The organism is Oribacterium sp. oral taxon 078 str. F0262 (assembly GCF_000160135.1).
GTDB lineage: Bacteria > Bacillota > Clostridia > Lachnospirales > Lachnospiraceae > Oribacterium.
This window is the reverse complement of record NZ_GG729935.1, coordinates 242,058-257,040: the sequence shown is the minus strand read 5'-3', so window position 1 is coordinate 257,040 and position 14,983 is coordinate 242,058. Positions and strand designations below refer to the sequence as shown.

13 protein-coding genes are annotated in these 14,983 nt (G+C 56.6%); all 13 read left to right on the top strand.

The window, feature by feature from the left end; genetic code table 11:
* Positions 1-93 precede the first annotated feature (93 nt).
* A complete protein-coding gene (gene rpsL / locus GCWU000341_RS08625) occupies positions 94-516 on the top strand; it encodes a 30S ribosomal protein S12 (protein ID WP_009215545.1) in 423 nt (140 codons plus the stop codon).
* Positions 517-697: 181 nt separating this feature from the next.
* Positions 698-1,168 (top strand): 30S ribosomal protein S7, encoded by a 471-nt coding sequence (gene rpsG, locus GCWU000341_RS08620; RefSeq protein WP_040653939.1) that lies wholly within the window; start codon positions 698-700, stop codon positions 1,166-1,168.
* Positions 1,169-1,186: 18 nt separating this feature from the next.
* Entirely contained in the window at positions 1,187-3,304 is a 2,118-nt protein-coding gene (fusA, locus tag GCWU000341_RS08615) for an elongation factor G (protein ID WP_040653937.1), read from the top strand.
* Positions 3,305-3,655: 351 nt separating this feature from the next.
* Complete coding sequence (tuf, locus tag GCWU000341_RS08610) at positions 3,656-4,849, top strand: elongation factor Tu (protein WP_009215541.1); 1,194 nt, start codon at positions 3,656-3,658, stop codon at positions 4,847-4,849.
* A 217-nt stretch (positions 4,850-5,066) separates the two neighbouring features.
* Positions 5,067-6,317, top strand: a complete 1,251-nt coding sequence (locus GCWU000341_RS12720; protein WP_009215540.1) for a hypothetical protein — start codon at positions 5,067-5,069, stop codon at positions 6,315-6,317.
* 807 nt (positions 6,318-7,124) lie between these two features.
* Positions 7,125-8,150, top strand: a complete 1,026-nt coding sequence (gene queA / locus GCWU000341_RS08600; RefSeq protein ID WP_009215538.1) for a tRNA preQ1(34) S-adenosylmethionine ribosyltransferase-isomerase QueA — start codon at positions 7,125-7,127, stop codon at positions 8,148-8,150.
* Between the two features lie 268 nt (positions 8,151-8,418).
* Positions 8,419-8,889 carry a cytidine deaminase gene (locus tag GCWU000341_RS08595; protein WP_196794829.1) on the top strand — a complete coding sequence of 157 codons (471 nt, stop codon included), beginning with the start codon at positions 8,419-8,421 and terminating at the stop codon, positions 8,887-8,889.
* A 35-nt stretch (positions 8,890-8,924) separates the two neighbouring features.
* The gene (deoD, locus tag GCWU000341_RS08590; protein ID WP_009215535.1) at positions 8,925-9,638 is read left to right on the top strand and encodes a purine-nucleoside phosphorylase; all 714 of its coding nucleotides are present in this window, start codon (positions 8,925-8,927) and stop codon (positions 9,636-9,638) included.
* Positions 9,639-9,657: 19 nt separating this feature from the next.
* Positions 9,658-10,461 (top strand): uridine phosphorylase, encoded by an 804-nt coding sequence (udp, locus tag GCWU000341_RS08585; protein ID WP_009215534.1) that lies wholly within the window; start codon positions 9,658-9,660, stop codon positions 10,459-10,461.
* A gap of 43 nt (positions 10,462-10,504) precedes the next feature.
* Positions 10,505-11,698 carry a phosphopentomutase gene (locus GCWU000341_RS08580; RefSeq protein ID WP_040653935.1) on the top strand — a complete coding sequence of 398 codons (1,194 nt, stop codon included), beginning with the start codon at positions 10,505-10,507 and terminating at the stop codon, positions 11,696-11,698.
* 29 nt (positions 11,699-11,727) lie between these two features.
* Positions 11,728-12,234, top strand: coding sequence for a nucleoside deaminase (locus tag GCWU000341_RS08575; RefSeq protein WP_155812805.1), 507 nt, complete (start codon positions 11,728-11,730; stop codon positions 12,232-12,234).
* Between the two features lie 72 nt (positions 12,235-12,306).
* Complete coding sequence (locus tag GCWU000341_RS08570; RefSeq protein WP_009215531.1) at positions 12,307-13,071, top strand: thiamine diphosphokinase; 765 nt, start codon at positions 12,307-12,309, stop codon at positions 13,069-13,071.
* A gap of 81 nt (positions 13,072-13,152) precedes the next feature.
* Positions 13,153-14,589: an ATP-binding protein gene (locus GCWU000341_RS08565; protein ID WP_009215530.1), complete on the top strand. Its 1,437-nt coding sequence runs from the start codon at positions 13,153-13,155 to the stop codon at positions 14,587-14,589.
* Positions 14,590-14,983 lie beyond the last annotated feature (394 nt).

Genomic DNA, 14,983 nt, shown 5'->3' with positions numbered 1-14,983 from the left:
CTATATTTAGCGGGCGTGCGATTTTCGCGCGCCTTTCTTCGCGCCGGTTTTTCCTCCGGGCGGAGAAGAAAAGCCAAAGGAAAGGAGACCAAAATGCCAACATTTAACCAGCTAGTCAGAAAGGGCAGAGAGACTTCCCGGAAAAAGTCCACGGCCCCGGCGCTCCAGAGAGGCTTCAACTCCCTGAGAAAGAGAGCGACCACGAACGATGCGCCCCAGAAGAGGGGCGTCTGCACGGCGGTGAAGACCGCCACCCCGAAGAAGCCGAATTCCGCGCTCAGAAAGATCGCGAGAGTCCGTCTTTCCAATGGAATCGAGGTGACCTCCTATATCCCGGGCGAGGGACACAACCTCCAGGAGCACTCTGTCGTCATGATCCGCGGCGGCCGTGTGAAGGATCTGCCCGGTACCAGATACCATATCATTAGAGGGACTCTGGATACCGCAGGCGTCGCAAACCGCATGCAGGCCCGCTCCAAGTACGGCGCAAAGAGGCCGAAGGCGAAGAAGTCCTGATACTTTCGGGAAAACATTTTAGACATGGTTATGACGGATTGTTTTGGTCAACATTTCGATATAGAATTTTTCAGAAGAGAATTCCGGGGCCTTGGCCCCGCACGGAGTTGTCCAGCAACCGCATGAAGCCCCAGGGGGCAGTACCTGTGATCTGAATTTTATATTTAAGGAGGGAAGTAACGTGCCACGGAAAGGACATACTCTGCACAGAGACGTTCTGGCGGATCCGATTTACAATTCCAAGATTGTGACAAAGCTTGTCAACTCCATTATGCTGGACGGCAAGAAGGGAATCGCACAGAAGATTGTTTACGGCGCATTCGAGAGAGTCGCCGAGAAGACCGGGAAGGATGCGCTTGATATCTTTGAGGAGGCGATGAACAACATCATGCCGGTCCTCGAGGTCAAGGCAAAGCGGGTCGGCGGCGCCACCTACCAGGTTCCGATGGAGGTCAGGCCGGAGAGAAGACAGACGCTGGCTCTCCGCTGGCTCACCGAGTTCTCCCGGAAGCGCTCGGAGAAGACCCAGGCCGAGAGGCTGGCGAATGAGCTCATGGACGCGGCGAACAACACCGGCGCGGCCGTGAAGCGGAAAGAGGAGATGCACAGGATGGCCGAGGCCAACAAGGCATTTGCTCATTACAGATTCTAAGGGAGAGGAGGAACGACATTGGCTGAGAGACAATATTCCCTTGAGCACACGAGAAATATCGGCATCATGGCCCACATCGATGCCGGAAAGACGACTCTGACGGAGCGTATCCTCTTCTACACCGGCGTAAATCATAAGATCGGAGAGACGCACGAGGGAAGCGCCACCATGGACTGGATGGCGCAGGAGCAGGAGCGGGGCATCACCATCACCTCGGCCGCAACGACATGTCATTGGACGCCGGAGAAGGAGCACGTAAAGATTCCCGGGGCGCCGGAGTACCGCATCAATATCATTGATACCCCGGGCCACGTCGATTTCACGGTGGAGGTCGAGAGGTCTCTCCGCGTTCTCGACGGCGCTGTCGGCGTCTTCGATGCAAAGAGCGGCGTGGAGCCTCAGTCCGAGAATGTATGGCGGCAGGCGGACACCTACAATGTCCCGAGAATCGCCTTCATCAATAAGATGGATGTCGTGGGAGCGGATTTCTTCCACTCCGTGCAGACCATCGTGGACCGCCTCGGAAAGAACTGCGTGATCACGCAGGTTCCGATGGGGAGAGAGGACAGCTTCGTCGGTATCATCGACCTCTTCGAGATGAGAGCCTACTTCTATAAGGACGACAAGGGAGAGGAGATCGAGATCACGGATGTTCCGGAGGAGTACGCGGAGCTGGCCAAAGAGTATCACGAGAAGATGGTCGAGAAGATCTCGGAGCTGGACGATGATCTCATGATGCTCTATCTGGAGGGCACGGAGCCCTCCGCGGAGGAGATGAAGAAGGCACTCCGGCAGGGCACGATTGAAGGAAGGGCGATTCCCTGCCTCTGCGGCACTGCCTATCGGAACAAGGGAGTGCAGAAGCTCCTCGATGCCGTCATTGACTTCCTCCCGGCTCCCACGGATGTCCCGGATATCCAGGGCACGGATCCGGACGGAGAGGCGGACAGCAGGCCGTCCTCGGATGAGGCGCCCTTCGCGGCCCTCGCCTTCAAGATCATGACGGACCCCTTCGTCGGAAAGCTCGCCTATTTCAGGGTATATTCCGGCACATTAAAGACCGGCTCCTATGTCCTGAATTCCACAAAGGGAAAGAAGGAGAGAGTCGGAAGACTGCTCCAGATGCACGCGAACAAGCGGACCGAGCTCGAAGAGGTCTTCTCCGGAGATATCGCGGCGGCCGTAGGCTTCAAGCTCACCTCCACCGGGGATACGATCTGCAATGAGCAGCATCCGATCATTCTGGAGTCCATGGAGTTCCCGGAGCCCGTGATCTCCGTCGCGATCGAGCCGAAGACGAAGGTCTCCCAGGGGAAGATGTCGGATGCCCTGGCGAAGCTCGCCGAGGAGGATCCGACCTTCCGCGTGAAGACAAACGAGGAGACCGGTCAGACCATCATCTCCGGTATGGGAGAGCTGCATCTCGAGATCATCGTCGACAGACTGCTCCGCGAGTTCAAGGTGGAGGCGAATGTCGGCGCGCCTGAGGTCGCCTACAAGGAGACCTTCACAAAGGCCGTGGATGCCGAGGGAAGATACATTCACCAGTCCGGCGGAAGCGGAATGTACGGGCACTGCAAGGTCAAGTTCACTCCGATGGATCCAAACGGAGAGGAGATCTTCCACTTCGAGTCGACGGTCGTCGGCGGATCGATCCCGAAGGAGTATATCCCCGCCATCGAAAAGGGAATCCGAGAGGCTGCAAACAGCGGCGTACTCGCGGGCTTCCCGGTGCTCGGCGTCAATGCGAATGTCTACGACGGCTCCTATCACGAGGTCGACTCGAACGAGAGAGCCTTCGAGTTTGCGGGCTCCATCGCCTTCAAAAATGCGATGCAGAAGTCGGATCCGATCCTCCTTGAGCCGATCATGAAGGTGGAGATCACGACGCCGGAGGAGTACATGGGGAACGTCATCGGAGACGTGAACTCCCGCCGCGGCCGCATCGAGAGCATGGAGGATATCCCGTCCGGAAAGCAGATCAACGGTCTCGTCCCTCTGGCGGAGATGTTCGGCTATGCGACGGATCTCCGCTCCAAGACCCAGGGAAGAGCGAACTATTCCATGTTCTTCGACCACTACGAGAAGTGCCCGAAGAACGTACAGGACAAGATCCTCTCGGATCTGAAGCGCTGAGGAAAGGCCGGGAGCCTGCCGCGCGGCGATCGGGATGAGCGATAAGCCCGGAAACGCTTTGCCGCGTTTATGGCCCTGCTGCTTTTCGCAGCAATCCACAATCCGCGCATTCCGGCCCCTAAAGCCAAAACGAGGGCGGAATGCGGAAGCGGAAAGGGCGGAGAGAGGCCCTTTTCGGAAGGGCCCGGGCCCCCGGAATGGGGGCTTGCGAAATAAAGAAACAGATGATAAAATCATAAATACTGGCTCCCCGCGGGGGGCGGTGATGTACTGCACGGAGCATGCTACGCATGCCTTGGTGCTTGGCATGATTTTCGTTGTATTACATGCAGAATCAGGAGGGTTTTTAAAATGGCAAAGGCACATTTCGAAAGAACGAAGCCGCATTGTAACATCGGAACCATCGGACATGTCGATCACGGCAAGACGACTCTGACCGCTGCGATCACCAAGGTGCTTGCGGACAGAGTGGCCGGCAATACGGCGACCGACTTCGCAAATATCGATAAGGCGCCGGAGGAGAGAGAGAGAGGAATCACGATCAACACGGCCCATGTCGAGTATGAGACGGAGAAGAGGCACTATGCCCACGTCGACTGCCCGGGCCACGCGGACTATGTCAAGAACATGATCACCGGTGCCGCACAGATGGACGGCGCGATCCTCGTCGTCGCGGCTACGGACGGCGTCATGGCGCAGACCAGAGAGCATATCCTGCTCGCCCGCCAGGTCGGTGTTCCGGCTATCGTCGTATTCCTGAACAAGTGCGACATGGTCGACGATCCCGAGCTGCTTGAGCTTGTGGAGATGGAGGTCCGCGACCTCCTCACCGAGTATGATTTCCCGGGCGATGAGGTTCCTGTGATCAAGGGCTCCGCGCTGAAGGCGCTGGAGGATCCGAAGTCCGAGTGGGGCGACAAGATCATGGAGCTCATGGACGCTGTGGACAGCTATATCCCAGAGCCGGCCCGTGAGACCGATAAGCCGTTCCTGATGCCTGTAGAGGATATCTTCACCATCACCGGACGCGGAACCGTCGCGACGGGAAGAGTGGAGAGAGGTGTGCTCCACGTCGCCGATGAGGTTGAGATCGTCGGAATCTCCGAGGAGACCGAGAAGTCCGTTATCACCGGAATCGAGATGTTCCGTAAGCAGCTGGATGAGGCCATGGCGGGAGACAATGTCGGTCTTCTGCTCCGCGGCATCAACCGCGACCAGATCGAGAGAGGACAGGTCATCTGCAAGCCGGGTTCTGTGAAGTGCCACAAGAAGTTCACGGCGCAGGTCTATGTCCTGACCAAGGATGAGGGCGGACGCCACACTCCGTTCTTCACGAATTATCGTCCGCAGTTCTACTTCAGAACCACGGATGTGACCGGAGTATGCATGCTTCCGCAGGGTACGGAGATGTGCATGCCCGGAGACAACACGGAGATGGAGGTCGATCTGATCCATCCGGTAGCGATGGAGGAGGGACTCCGCTTCGCTATCCGTGAGGGCGGAAGAACGGTCGGCTCCGGAAGAGTTGTCAAGATTCTTGACTGATCTAAGATTCTGAGATCCGATTTCATAGGAGGGAGCCATCGATTCTTCGGAATCGGTGGCTCTTTTCCTATCGCTTTTGACGGGAGATGGATTTCTTTTGAGGATTTCTTTTCCTTTTGACTGTATTTTGCGTCGATTTCGTGTATGATATGTTTGCGGTTTTCGAAAAATTTCCACCCGGACGGGTCCGGGGGACTGCAGAATCAGAGAAGGTACTATGGACAGAAGGATAAAGGATTTAGACGACGTCAATCGGGAGCTGAGAACGGGGAAGGCGGAGGGAAGCGGGGGCCCGAAGAGGGAAGAGGAGCTCAGGAAGCTGCGAAGAGGAAGCTCCATTATCCCGCTCGACCTCTCCCGCTGGCTCAGGCCGGAGGATTTTGCGGGGGCGGGCTCCCTCCTCCGCTTTCCCGCTGCCATTCTGGTGCTCATCGTCCTCGTTCTGATCCTCGAGAGGGCGGGTTTTGGAATGAAGGGAGATCCGAGCTCCCCGCCTTCCCCTGAAGCCGCGACGCAGAGCGAGCTTCCGGAGAGCACGGAGGAGACAACCGTCCCGGAGACCGAGGATCCGACGATTGTGAAGGAATATCACGACAATGTCCTGGAGGATTTCTTTAAGAGATATTTCGACGCAAAGCTCGCGGCGGATGTGGACACGCTCTACCAGATGAGCGGCGTCACCAATCAGACGGAGGCGCAGAAGGCGCAGCTCGCCTCCCAGCTGAAGACGCAGGCCGGCTATATCGAGCGCTACCAGGACATCGCGATCTATGCCGTGAAGGGCCTGGAGGAGAATGCGAAGCTGGTATTCATCACCTATAATGTGAAATTCCGCCGCTCCGACACTCTGGCTCCGGCCATTATGTACTGCTATATGAAGGTGAATGAGGCGAATCAGTTCGAGCTTGTGGAGAATATGAGCCCGGAGCAGGCGAAGTTCGTGAACGACTACACGACGAATCATCAGGAGGTAGTGGAGCTGATCAATTCCACGAACTCCAGGCTTTTGCAGGCTCTCTCCTCGGATTCCCGCCTCGCTGTGATTTACGACGCGTTTCAGACGGGACGGATCTATAAAGAGGATCAGTCGAAGATCGATTCCGAGGTCTCCCTGATCTCCGTCGACGGCGGCTCGGAGTCCTCTGGGGAGAGCGCGGCGGCCAACGCCTCCTCCGGGAGCGGGAAGAGCTCCGCCTCGGGGAAGAAGAGCGGAGCGGCGGGGAGCACAGAGAGCAGCTCGCCCTCCAATGACGTCATCTCCGTCGGACAGGCGCCGACGGAGGGAGGCGCTTCGTCCGCGCCGTCTGCGAAGCAGAGCGAGTCTCAAAGCGCGCAGACGACGGCGCAGGAGCAGAGCAATGCCTCATCGGGGGAGAGCAAGAGCCCGGATGCGGGAGGAGCCGGAGAGCAGAAGAGCCCGGCCGGAAGCGGGGATGTCATCGAAGCCGGGGAGAACCCCGGGGCCTGAGCATTTCCGCGTCTTGCCTCAGCGTTTCGAATCAGCATGAATATAAGTACCGTGTGGTTACGACTCGGCTTCTGATAGAAGTGATTCGATCTGCCGTTTGCCCGTCTGGGCACAGGTCGTCTGCCACCCTGGCGTTTAGCATCACTGTGAAGATAAGTCCCGTGTGTTCAGGATCGGGTTTTGGATAGGAACGAATCGATCTGCCGTTTGCCCGTCCAACGCAGGACGCTCTCGCTCCGGCTGGCGCGACCAGCGGCGCGTAAGCGATTTTGAGGGACCAAATCGCCAAGCGCCGGGGCGCCAGACGGCCTGCTTATAGACGGACAGACGTCAGATCGGCGCTGAAAAACAGCGGCACCGCAGTTCTATCCGCTGTGGCTGTCAGCAAGAGAGCACTGCAAGGATAAGACTTTTGTGGGCGGACATTCACACTTACGCCTGGCGGCCTGCCGTTTTCCTGTCTGTGCACAGGCCGTCTGCCGCCCCGGCGTTTAAGGACTCGGCTTCGCCCGGGAGGCATCAGCCGACCTCCCTTCGGGAGGCACTTCTCTTCGAGAAGTGGTCAAGGACGCTCCGAGTCTGCCTGATGGCAGACTTCTGCGCTTTTGCATCGTTGGCGGACATTCACACTTATGCCTGGCGACCTGCCGTTTTCCTGTCTGTGCACAGGCCGTCTGCCGCCCCGGCGTTTAGCGATTTGGTTTTGTAAATCGCTTACGCGCCGCTGGCTGCGGCAGTCGGAGCGAGAGCGTCCTGGGCCGGGCGGGAAAACGGCAGGCCGCCAGAGAATAGAAGGATCAAAGACGGATGGATACAAAGGATTTTTACTTTGAGCTGCCAAAGGAGCTGGTGGCTCAGGATCCGCTCGAGGACCGCGCTTCTTCGCGTCTCCTCGTCATGGACCGAAGGAGCGGGAGGCTCACTCACAGACATTTTTATGAGATTACGGACTATTTCCGCCCGGGCGACTGCCTTGTCCTGAATGACACGAAGGTGATCCCGGCCCGGCTTCTCGGATGCAGGGAGGGGGGCGGAGCGAAGGTCGAGCTCCTTCTTTTGAAGCGGGAGACGAAGGATGAGTGGGAGTGTCTCGTCCGCCCCGGGAAAAAGCTTCGGGAGGGAGCCAGAGTCGAGTTCGGGGGAGGAATTCTGAGAGCGGAAATTCTCCGGACCGCGGAGGATGGGAGCCGTGTGGTCCGCTTCTTCTACGAGGGGATCTTCGAGGAGGTTCTGGACCGGCTCGGCGAGATGCCGCTTCCTCCCTATATCACCCATAAGCTCCAGGACAGAAGCCGCTATAATACCGTGTATGCGAAGCACGACGGCTCCGCGGCAGCGCCGACGGCGGGACTTCATTGGACGAAGCCGCTCCTCGAGAGGGTGGAGGAGATGGGAGTGGAGATCGCGCGCCTCACACTCCATGTGGGACTCGGGACCTTCCGCCCGGTGAAGGCGGAGAGGCTGGAGGAGCATCACATGCACTCGGAATATTACCGGATCCCGAAGTCGGAGGCCGAGAAGATGAATCGCTGTAAGTCGAAGGGCGGGAGACTAATCTGCACCGGGACGACCTCCTGCCGAAGCATCGAGTCCGCGGCGGAGGAGGACGGCAGGATCCCGGCGCGAAGCGGCTGGACGGATATCTTCATCTACCCCGGCTATCGCTTCCGGGCGATGGACGGCCTCATCACGAACTTTCATCTCCCGGAGTCCACCCTTGTCATGCTGGTCTCCGCCTTCGCTGGGAGGGAGCATATCCTCAAGGCCTATGCGGAGGCCGTGAGAGAACGCTACCGCTTCTTCAGCTTTGGGGATGCGATGCTGATACTGTGAGCTTTATTCCGGGGCCTTTGGCATAAGAATAGGCAGAAGCCATGCGCTTTTTCCCTTCTTTGAAGTAGCGATACTCACGGCATTCCGATGATAATGCCATGGGACGAAGGCGGACTTCAAAGAGGAAAGGGCAGCAGCATGAGATAAGGCGTTCCGAAGAAAGAATGTCATAGGGAGATGATGGACTGGACTCAGTGGGGGCAAGAGGCAGCATGATATAGGGCGTTCAGAGGGACAAAATGTTATGGAAAGAGGGAGGGGCCGGAGGATGGCGGAGGAGAGCAAGAGAAGAGAGGAGATCAAAGCAGAGGGAATGGAGAAGTTCGAGGACGCGCGGCTGATCCGGGAGGCCTTCCGCGCGAGAGACTTTTCCTACAGCCCTTACTCGGGCTTTCAGGTCGGGGCTGCGCTGCTCTCGGAGGATGGGAGAATCTACCGGGGATGCAATATCGAGAATGCCTCCTACGGGGCCTCGAACTGCGCGGAGCGGAGCGCCCTTTTTCAGGCGGTCAGCGAGGGAGTGAGAAGCTTCCGTAAGATCGCGATTGTCGGCGGAGCCTCCGGAAGCGGGGAATTCTCCTACTGTGAGCCCTGCGGCATTTGCAGGCAGGCTCTCGCTGAATTCTGCGATCTTGAGAGCTTTCAGGTCCTTCTTGCGAGATCGGAGACGGACTACAGGATCTTAAGGCTCGGGGAGCTGCTTCCGCACGCCTTTCTCCCCGCTCACCTTTCGAGATAAACGGACAGAATGGATTTATCATAAAGGAGGATATCATGCCAACAGCGCACAACGCCGCAAAAAAGGGCGAGATCGCAGGAACGGTCCTGCTCCCGGGGGATCCGCTCCGGGCAAAGTTCATCGCGGAGAATTATCTGGATCGGCCGCGCTGCTTCAACACGGTCCGGAATATGCTCGGCTTTACGGGGAGCTACCGGGGAAAGGAGATCTCCGTCATGGGAGGGGGGATGGGCATCCCCTCTGTCTCGATCTATTCCTATGAGCTTTTCCATCACTATGCTGTGGAAAATATCATAAGAATCGGCTCAGCGGGAGGGCTCCAGGAGGATATTGAGCTTAAGGATATCGTGATCGCGATGGGAGCGTGCACGGATTCGAACTACGCCTATCAATATGAGCTTCCCGGGAGCTTTGCGCCGATCGCGGACTTCGGACTTTTGGAGAAAGCAGTGCAGTCCGCGAGGGAGCGCGGGACAGTGCCCAGGGTCGGGAATGTCGTCTCCTCCGACATCTTTTACAATCAGTTCACGGATGTGAACCGGAAGTGGGCTTCCATGGGGGTTCTCTGCGTGGAGATGGAGGCGGCGGCGCTCTATATGAACGCGATTGCCGCGGGGAAGAGGGCTCTCGCCATTCTGAGCATCTCGGACCACCTCTTCCGGGAGGGAGAGCTGAGCGCGGAGGAGAGGCAGAACGGCTTCACGGAGATGATGGAGATCGCGCTGAATACGGCGCTCAAGATCGATTGAGAACGGACAGGGAGAGCAGATGATCAATTATTCTGAGGACGAGAGACTCTATCATATCGGAGTTGCGCCGTCCCGGGTGGGGAGATATGTGATCCTTCCGGGGGATCCGGGGAGATCGGAGAAGATTGCGGCCTATTTCGAGGGAGCGGAAAAGGTCGGGGAGCACCGGGAATTCGTCACCTATACGGGAAAGCTGGAGGGAGTCCCGGTCAGTGTCTGCTCGACCGGGATCGGAGGGCCCTCGGCTTCCATTGCGATGGAAGAGCTTCGGATCTGCGGCGCGGACTGCTTCATCCGGGTCGGCACGGCGGGAGGGATGGAGCTCTCCGTCGAGAGCGGGGATCTGGTCATCGCGAGCGGCGCGGTGCGCATGGAGGGGACGAGCCGGGAGTATGCCCCCATAGAGTGGCCGGCCGTGCCCGATTTTCATCTAACAGAGATGCTGGTCCGGGCGGCGGAGACGCTGGGATTTCGATATCATGTCGGAGTCGTGCAATGTAAGGATGCCTTTTACGGGCAGCATAAGCCGGAGGAGCTTCCCGTGGGCTATGAGCTTCTTCAAAAGTGGGAGGCCTGGAAGAAGCTTGGCTGCAAGGCCTCGGAGATGGAGAGCGCGGCGCTCTTTACGGTGGCTTCCTATCTCAGGGTCCGGGCCGCGGCGGTCCTCTTCATCATGTCCAATCAGGAGCGAAATAAGGCGGGGCTGTCCAACCCCATAGAGCACGATACGGACCGGGCGATCCGCTGCTCTGTCGAGGCGATCCGACAGCTGATCCGGGAGGAGAAGGGGAAATCCGAAACGGAGAAGGAATGCCGGAAATAGAGAGAAGAAAACGCGGAGGCGCAGAAAGGACGGGATGCGGACTATGAGATATCGGAGAATATTTTTGATCGTGCTGGACTCCCTGGGGATCGGGAATGCGAGAGACGCGGAGCGCTTTTCCGACAGCGGGGCCAACACCTTTTCGCATATCGCGGAGCGGGTCCCCGGGATGCGGATCCCGAATCTGGGCCGCCTGGGGATCGGAAACCTGACAAGCCTAAGGGGCATAAGCCCCGCAGCACAGCCTCTTTCCTATTATTGCAGACTGAATGAAGCGAGCAACGGAAAGGATACGATGACCGGACACTGGGAGATGATGGGCATTCGGACCGATAAGCCTTTCATTACCTTTACGGAGACCGGCTTTCCGAAGGAGCTCGTGGAGGAGCTTGAGAAGCGCTGCGGGAGGAAAGTGATCGGGAACAAGGCGGCCTCCGGGACCGAGATTCTGGATGAGCTCGGGGAGGAGCAGATCCGGGACGGAAGTATGATCGTCTATACCTCCGCGGATTCTGTCCTTCAGATCGCGGGCCATGAGGACCCCGCGATCTTCGGCCTCTCGGAGCTCTACCGCTGCTGTGAGATCGCGAGGGAGATCACGATGCGGGATGAGTGGAGAGTCGGAAGAGTCATCGCAAGACCCTATGTCGGTGAGAAAAGAGGGGAGTTCAAGCGGACCGCGAACCGTCATGACCTCGCATTAAAGCCCACGGGGCGCACGGTGCTGAATGTGCTGAAGGAGAAGGGCTATGACGTGATCTCCGTCGGAAAGATCAATGATATCTTTGTCGGGGAGGGAATCACGGAGGCGATCCGCTCCAAAAGCTCCGTAAACGGCATGGAGCAGACGATAGAGATCGCGGGAGAGCGGGACTTTACGGGGCTTTGCTTTGTAAATCTCGTGGATTTTGACGCGCTCTACGGGCACAGAAGGGATCCGGAGGGCTACGCGGGGGAGATCGAGAGATTCGATGCAAAGCTCGGGGAGCTTCTCCCGCTTCTCAGGGAAGACGATCTTCTCCTGCTCAGTGCAGACCATGGCAATGACCCGACCTTCCGGGGGACGGATCACACGAGAGAGCAGGTTCCTCTTCTTCTCTATAATGAGAAACTGTCCGGAGGAGAGCTGCCGGAGCAGGAGAGCTTCGCGGTGATCGGCGCGAGCATCGCGGATAATTTCTCTCTGAGCCTTCCGGAAAACTGCATCGGAGCTTCTCTCCTTCCGCTCCTTCGATGAGAGAGCTTCCCTATTCCCCGGAGGAGCTCATGCGCCTTGCGATACGGGAGGCGAAGAAGGCGGAGCGAAACGGCGATGTTCCGATCGGCTGCCTCATCGTCTATGACGGGAGACTCCCGGGGAGCCGCGCAGATCAAAGGGCGGAGGAGCAGTCGATACGGCCCGGGGAAATCATCGGAAGGGGCTATAATCGGAGAAACCGCGACAAAAGCGCCTTAAAGCACGCGGAGATCAGCGCGATTTCGAAGGCGTGCAGAAGGCTCGGGGACTGGAGGCTGGAGGACTGCACGATGATTGTGACGCTGGAGCCCTGCCCTATGTGCGCGGGGGCGATCCTGCAGGCGCGGATACCGAGGCTTCTCTTCGGGGCGGAAAATCCGAAGGCAGGCTTCTGCGGCTCCGTTTTGGATATCCTGCAGCTTTCGGCACTCAATCACCGGGTAGAGCTCCTGCCGCCGGTTCTCCGGGAGGACTGTAAAAGGCTTATGACGGATTTTTTCGGAAGGCTCCGGGCTCATTCCGACAGTGAAGAATGAGCAGAATGGAAATGCCGGAAGAAAGATACTGAGAGAGCAGGCCTTGTAGAGAGGGAAAAGAGAGGATAGAGGATGAAGGAGGAGGGAGAGGAAAGAGCGGGAGGAGAGCGGGGAGAGAACGGGCATGAGGGAAGGTGCATCCTGGTCGGGGCCGGGGATTTCTTCGGCCTTCCCTTTCCTATCGGGGAGACGGATTATCTGATCGCGGCGGATGCGGGATATCTCCATCTTAAGGCGCTCTCTGTGAAGCCGGACCTTCTGATCGGAGACTTTGATTCCATGGAGCTTCCCGGAGGGAAGCGGGGCAGAGAGGAGAGGAAGGGGATCTCTATCTTTTCTGATTCGGAGAGGGCGGACTATCTCTCGCGGATCGTGCGCGGGGAGTACGAGGGCGTGGAGACCGGGAGGATCGATCCGGTGAAAAATGATTCCGACCTGCTCGCCGCCTGCCGCATCGGACTGAAAAAGGGCTTCCGGGAGTTCCACCTCCTCGGAGCGGGAGGGAAGAGGATCGATCACAGTATAGCGAACCTCCAGCTCCTTGCCTTTCTCGCGGAGAAGGGATGCAGGGCCTATCTCCACGGAGAGACGGAGATTGTGACTGCGCTTCGAAACGGGAGCCGCCGTTTCTCCTCGGAGAGGAGGGGATATTTCTCCGCCCTCTCCTTCACGGATTTCTCATTGGGCGTGAGCGAAAGAGGCTTTCGCTATCTCATAGAGGATGTCAGACTCACAAACCTCCTCCCGACGGGACTTTCCAACGAATTTATCGGAGAGGAGGCGGAGATCTCTGTCCGGGAGGGCACGCTCCTGCTCATCTATGGACCGCCGTATTGAGCCCCTGTCCTGGCACTATGAAGTCGGCATGGGCTTCTTGGCGTAAAGTTTTGCAGGATAAGCTGCTGAAAAGGGATAAATTTGCTGAAATTCAACCATATTGAAGAACTGATCGGTGAAGCAACTGAGTATGATAAAAAACAAGCGGTAGAGCTTAAGAAGCCCAAAAGCTGGTGTAAAAGCGTGAGTGCCTTTGCCAATACATCCGGAGGCACCCTGATCTTTGGGATTGCCAATGACGATTCTATTGTCGGCCTTCCGGATGCAGAGCATGATGCAGAAACAATCAGTGAAATCATGAAAAACCGCTTATCTCCTGTTCCGGAGTTTAAGCTGTCTTTTTATGCGGCAAAAAATGGAAAGAAACTTTTGCTGCTGCATATTTTCAAAGGGGAAGAGACGCCATATTACTATTCCGCAGATGGGACAACAGAGGCCTATATTCGTATCGGAAACGAAAGCGTCCCCGCGGATTCGACCGATTTGAAGCGATTAGTTCTCAGAGGACGAAATTCGAGCTATGATTCGCAAAATTCATCTTTTGAAGCTGCGGATTATTCCTTTACCAAGCTGAAAGAGCGATTCAAAGTCTGGACCGGGAAGAGTTTGGAAGAGAAGGACTTCTCATCTTTTGAGATGATCGCTGCAAATGGGAAGCTCACGAATGCAGGTGCCCTTCTTGCGGATGAATCTCCTGTTCGGTGCTCAAGGGTATTCTGCACTCGCTGGAACGGCAAAACAAAAGGCGGAGGTATCGTGGATGCGCTGAATCATTCTGAGTATGCAGGAAGTCTGATCTCTCTTTTGAATGATGCGGAATCTTTTATCAAGAATAATTCTAAAACCATTTGGAGGAAATTACCCGACTCAAGGCTTGAACTGCCGGATTATGTGCACCGCAGTTATTTTGAGGCCTTGGTCAATGCCCTGATTCATCGAGACTACCTGATCAATGGCAGTGAAGTACATCTGGATATTTTTGATGACCGTCTGGAGATTTACTCCCCCGGCGGAATGCCGGACGGAACGTTCATACAAGACCGTAATATCAAAGGGGTTCCATCCGTCCGCCGAAATCCGGTACTTGCTGATATTTTTGCAAGACTCGGCTATATGGAACGCTCCGGCAGCGGATTGAGCAAGATGCGGGAAGCCTATGAGTTTTCGGCCAACTATTCAAAGGACAAGGAACCTGTCTTCTATTCGGACCGGTCTCAGTTCCTTGTGACATTGCCTAATTTAAACTATTTGGCAGAAATTCCGGCAGATAGACCAGCAGATAGACCGGCAGATCCGGCAGATCCGGCAGATAAATACCAGTTAAATGCTCGGCAAAAAGAAGTTCTTAGCAAAATGGAGTATGGGGTAGAATATAGTGCGGCAGAGCTTGCGGGAATTCTTGGGATCAAAGGTTCACGCACAAGAGAATTATTAAATGATCTTGTTGATAAGGGACTGCTGAATAAAACAGCAGAGACGAACAGGAGGCGTTATTTGAAGGTTCCTTTAGATAGATAAAGCGATATCATAAATCAGGAGGCAGCAATACTATGACTCATTGAGGCAGGCCGCATAAAGCTCCGTGAAGAAAATGTTTCAAGTAGCATTAACAATATCACCCTTGATTCCTGCAACAAACTTACGGCTGTTCATGGGCTTTCTTTCAACTTGCGAAGTCGCCCGGCCTTTGCTATAATCCATTTGCAGGGAAGCTTCTGGAACGTGCGCGTCTTCGCAATTTGAACCTACAAATATGACGTACGGGATTCCAAATATCTGTGATATTGATATAATGCCTTCCGTTTGGTTAAGGACTATAGAGCTATCCGTGAGGTAACCCACCTGGCAATATGCTAGGAGTCAAACGCGCAGCACGGCGCTCCGGGGCCCCTGTACCAAGAAGAGCATTCGG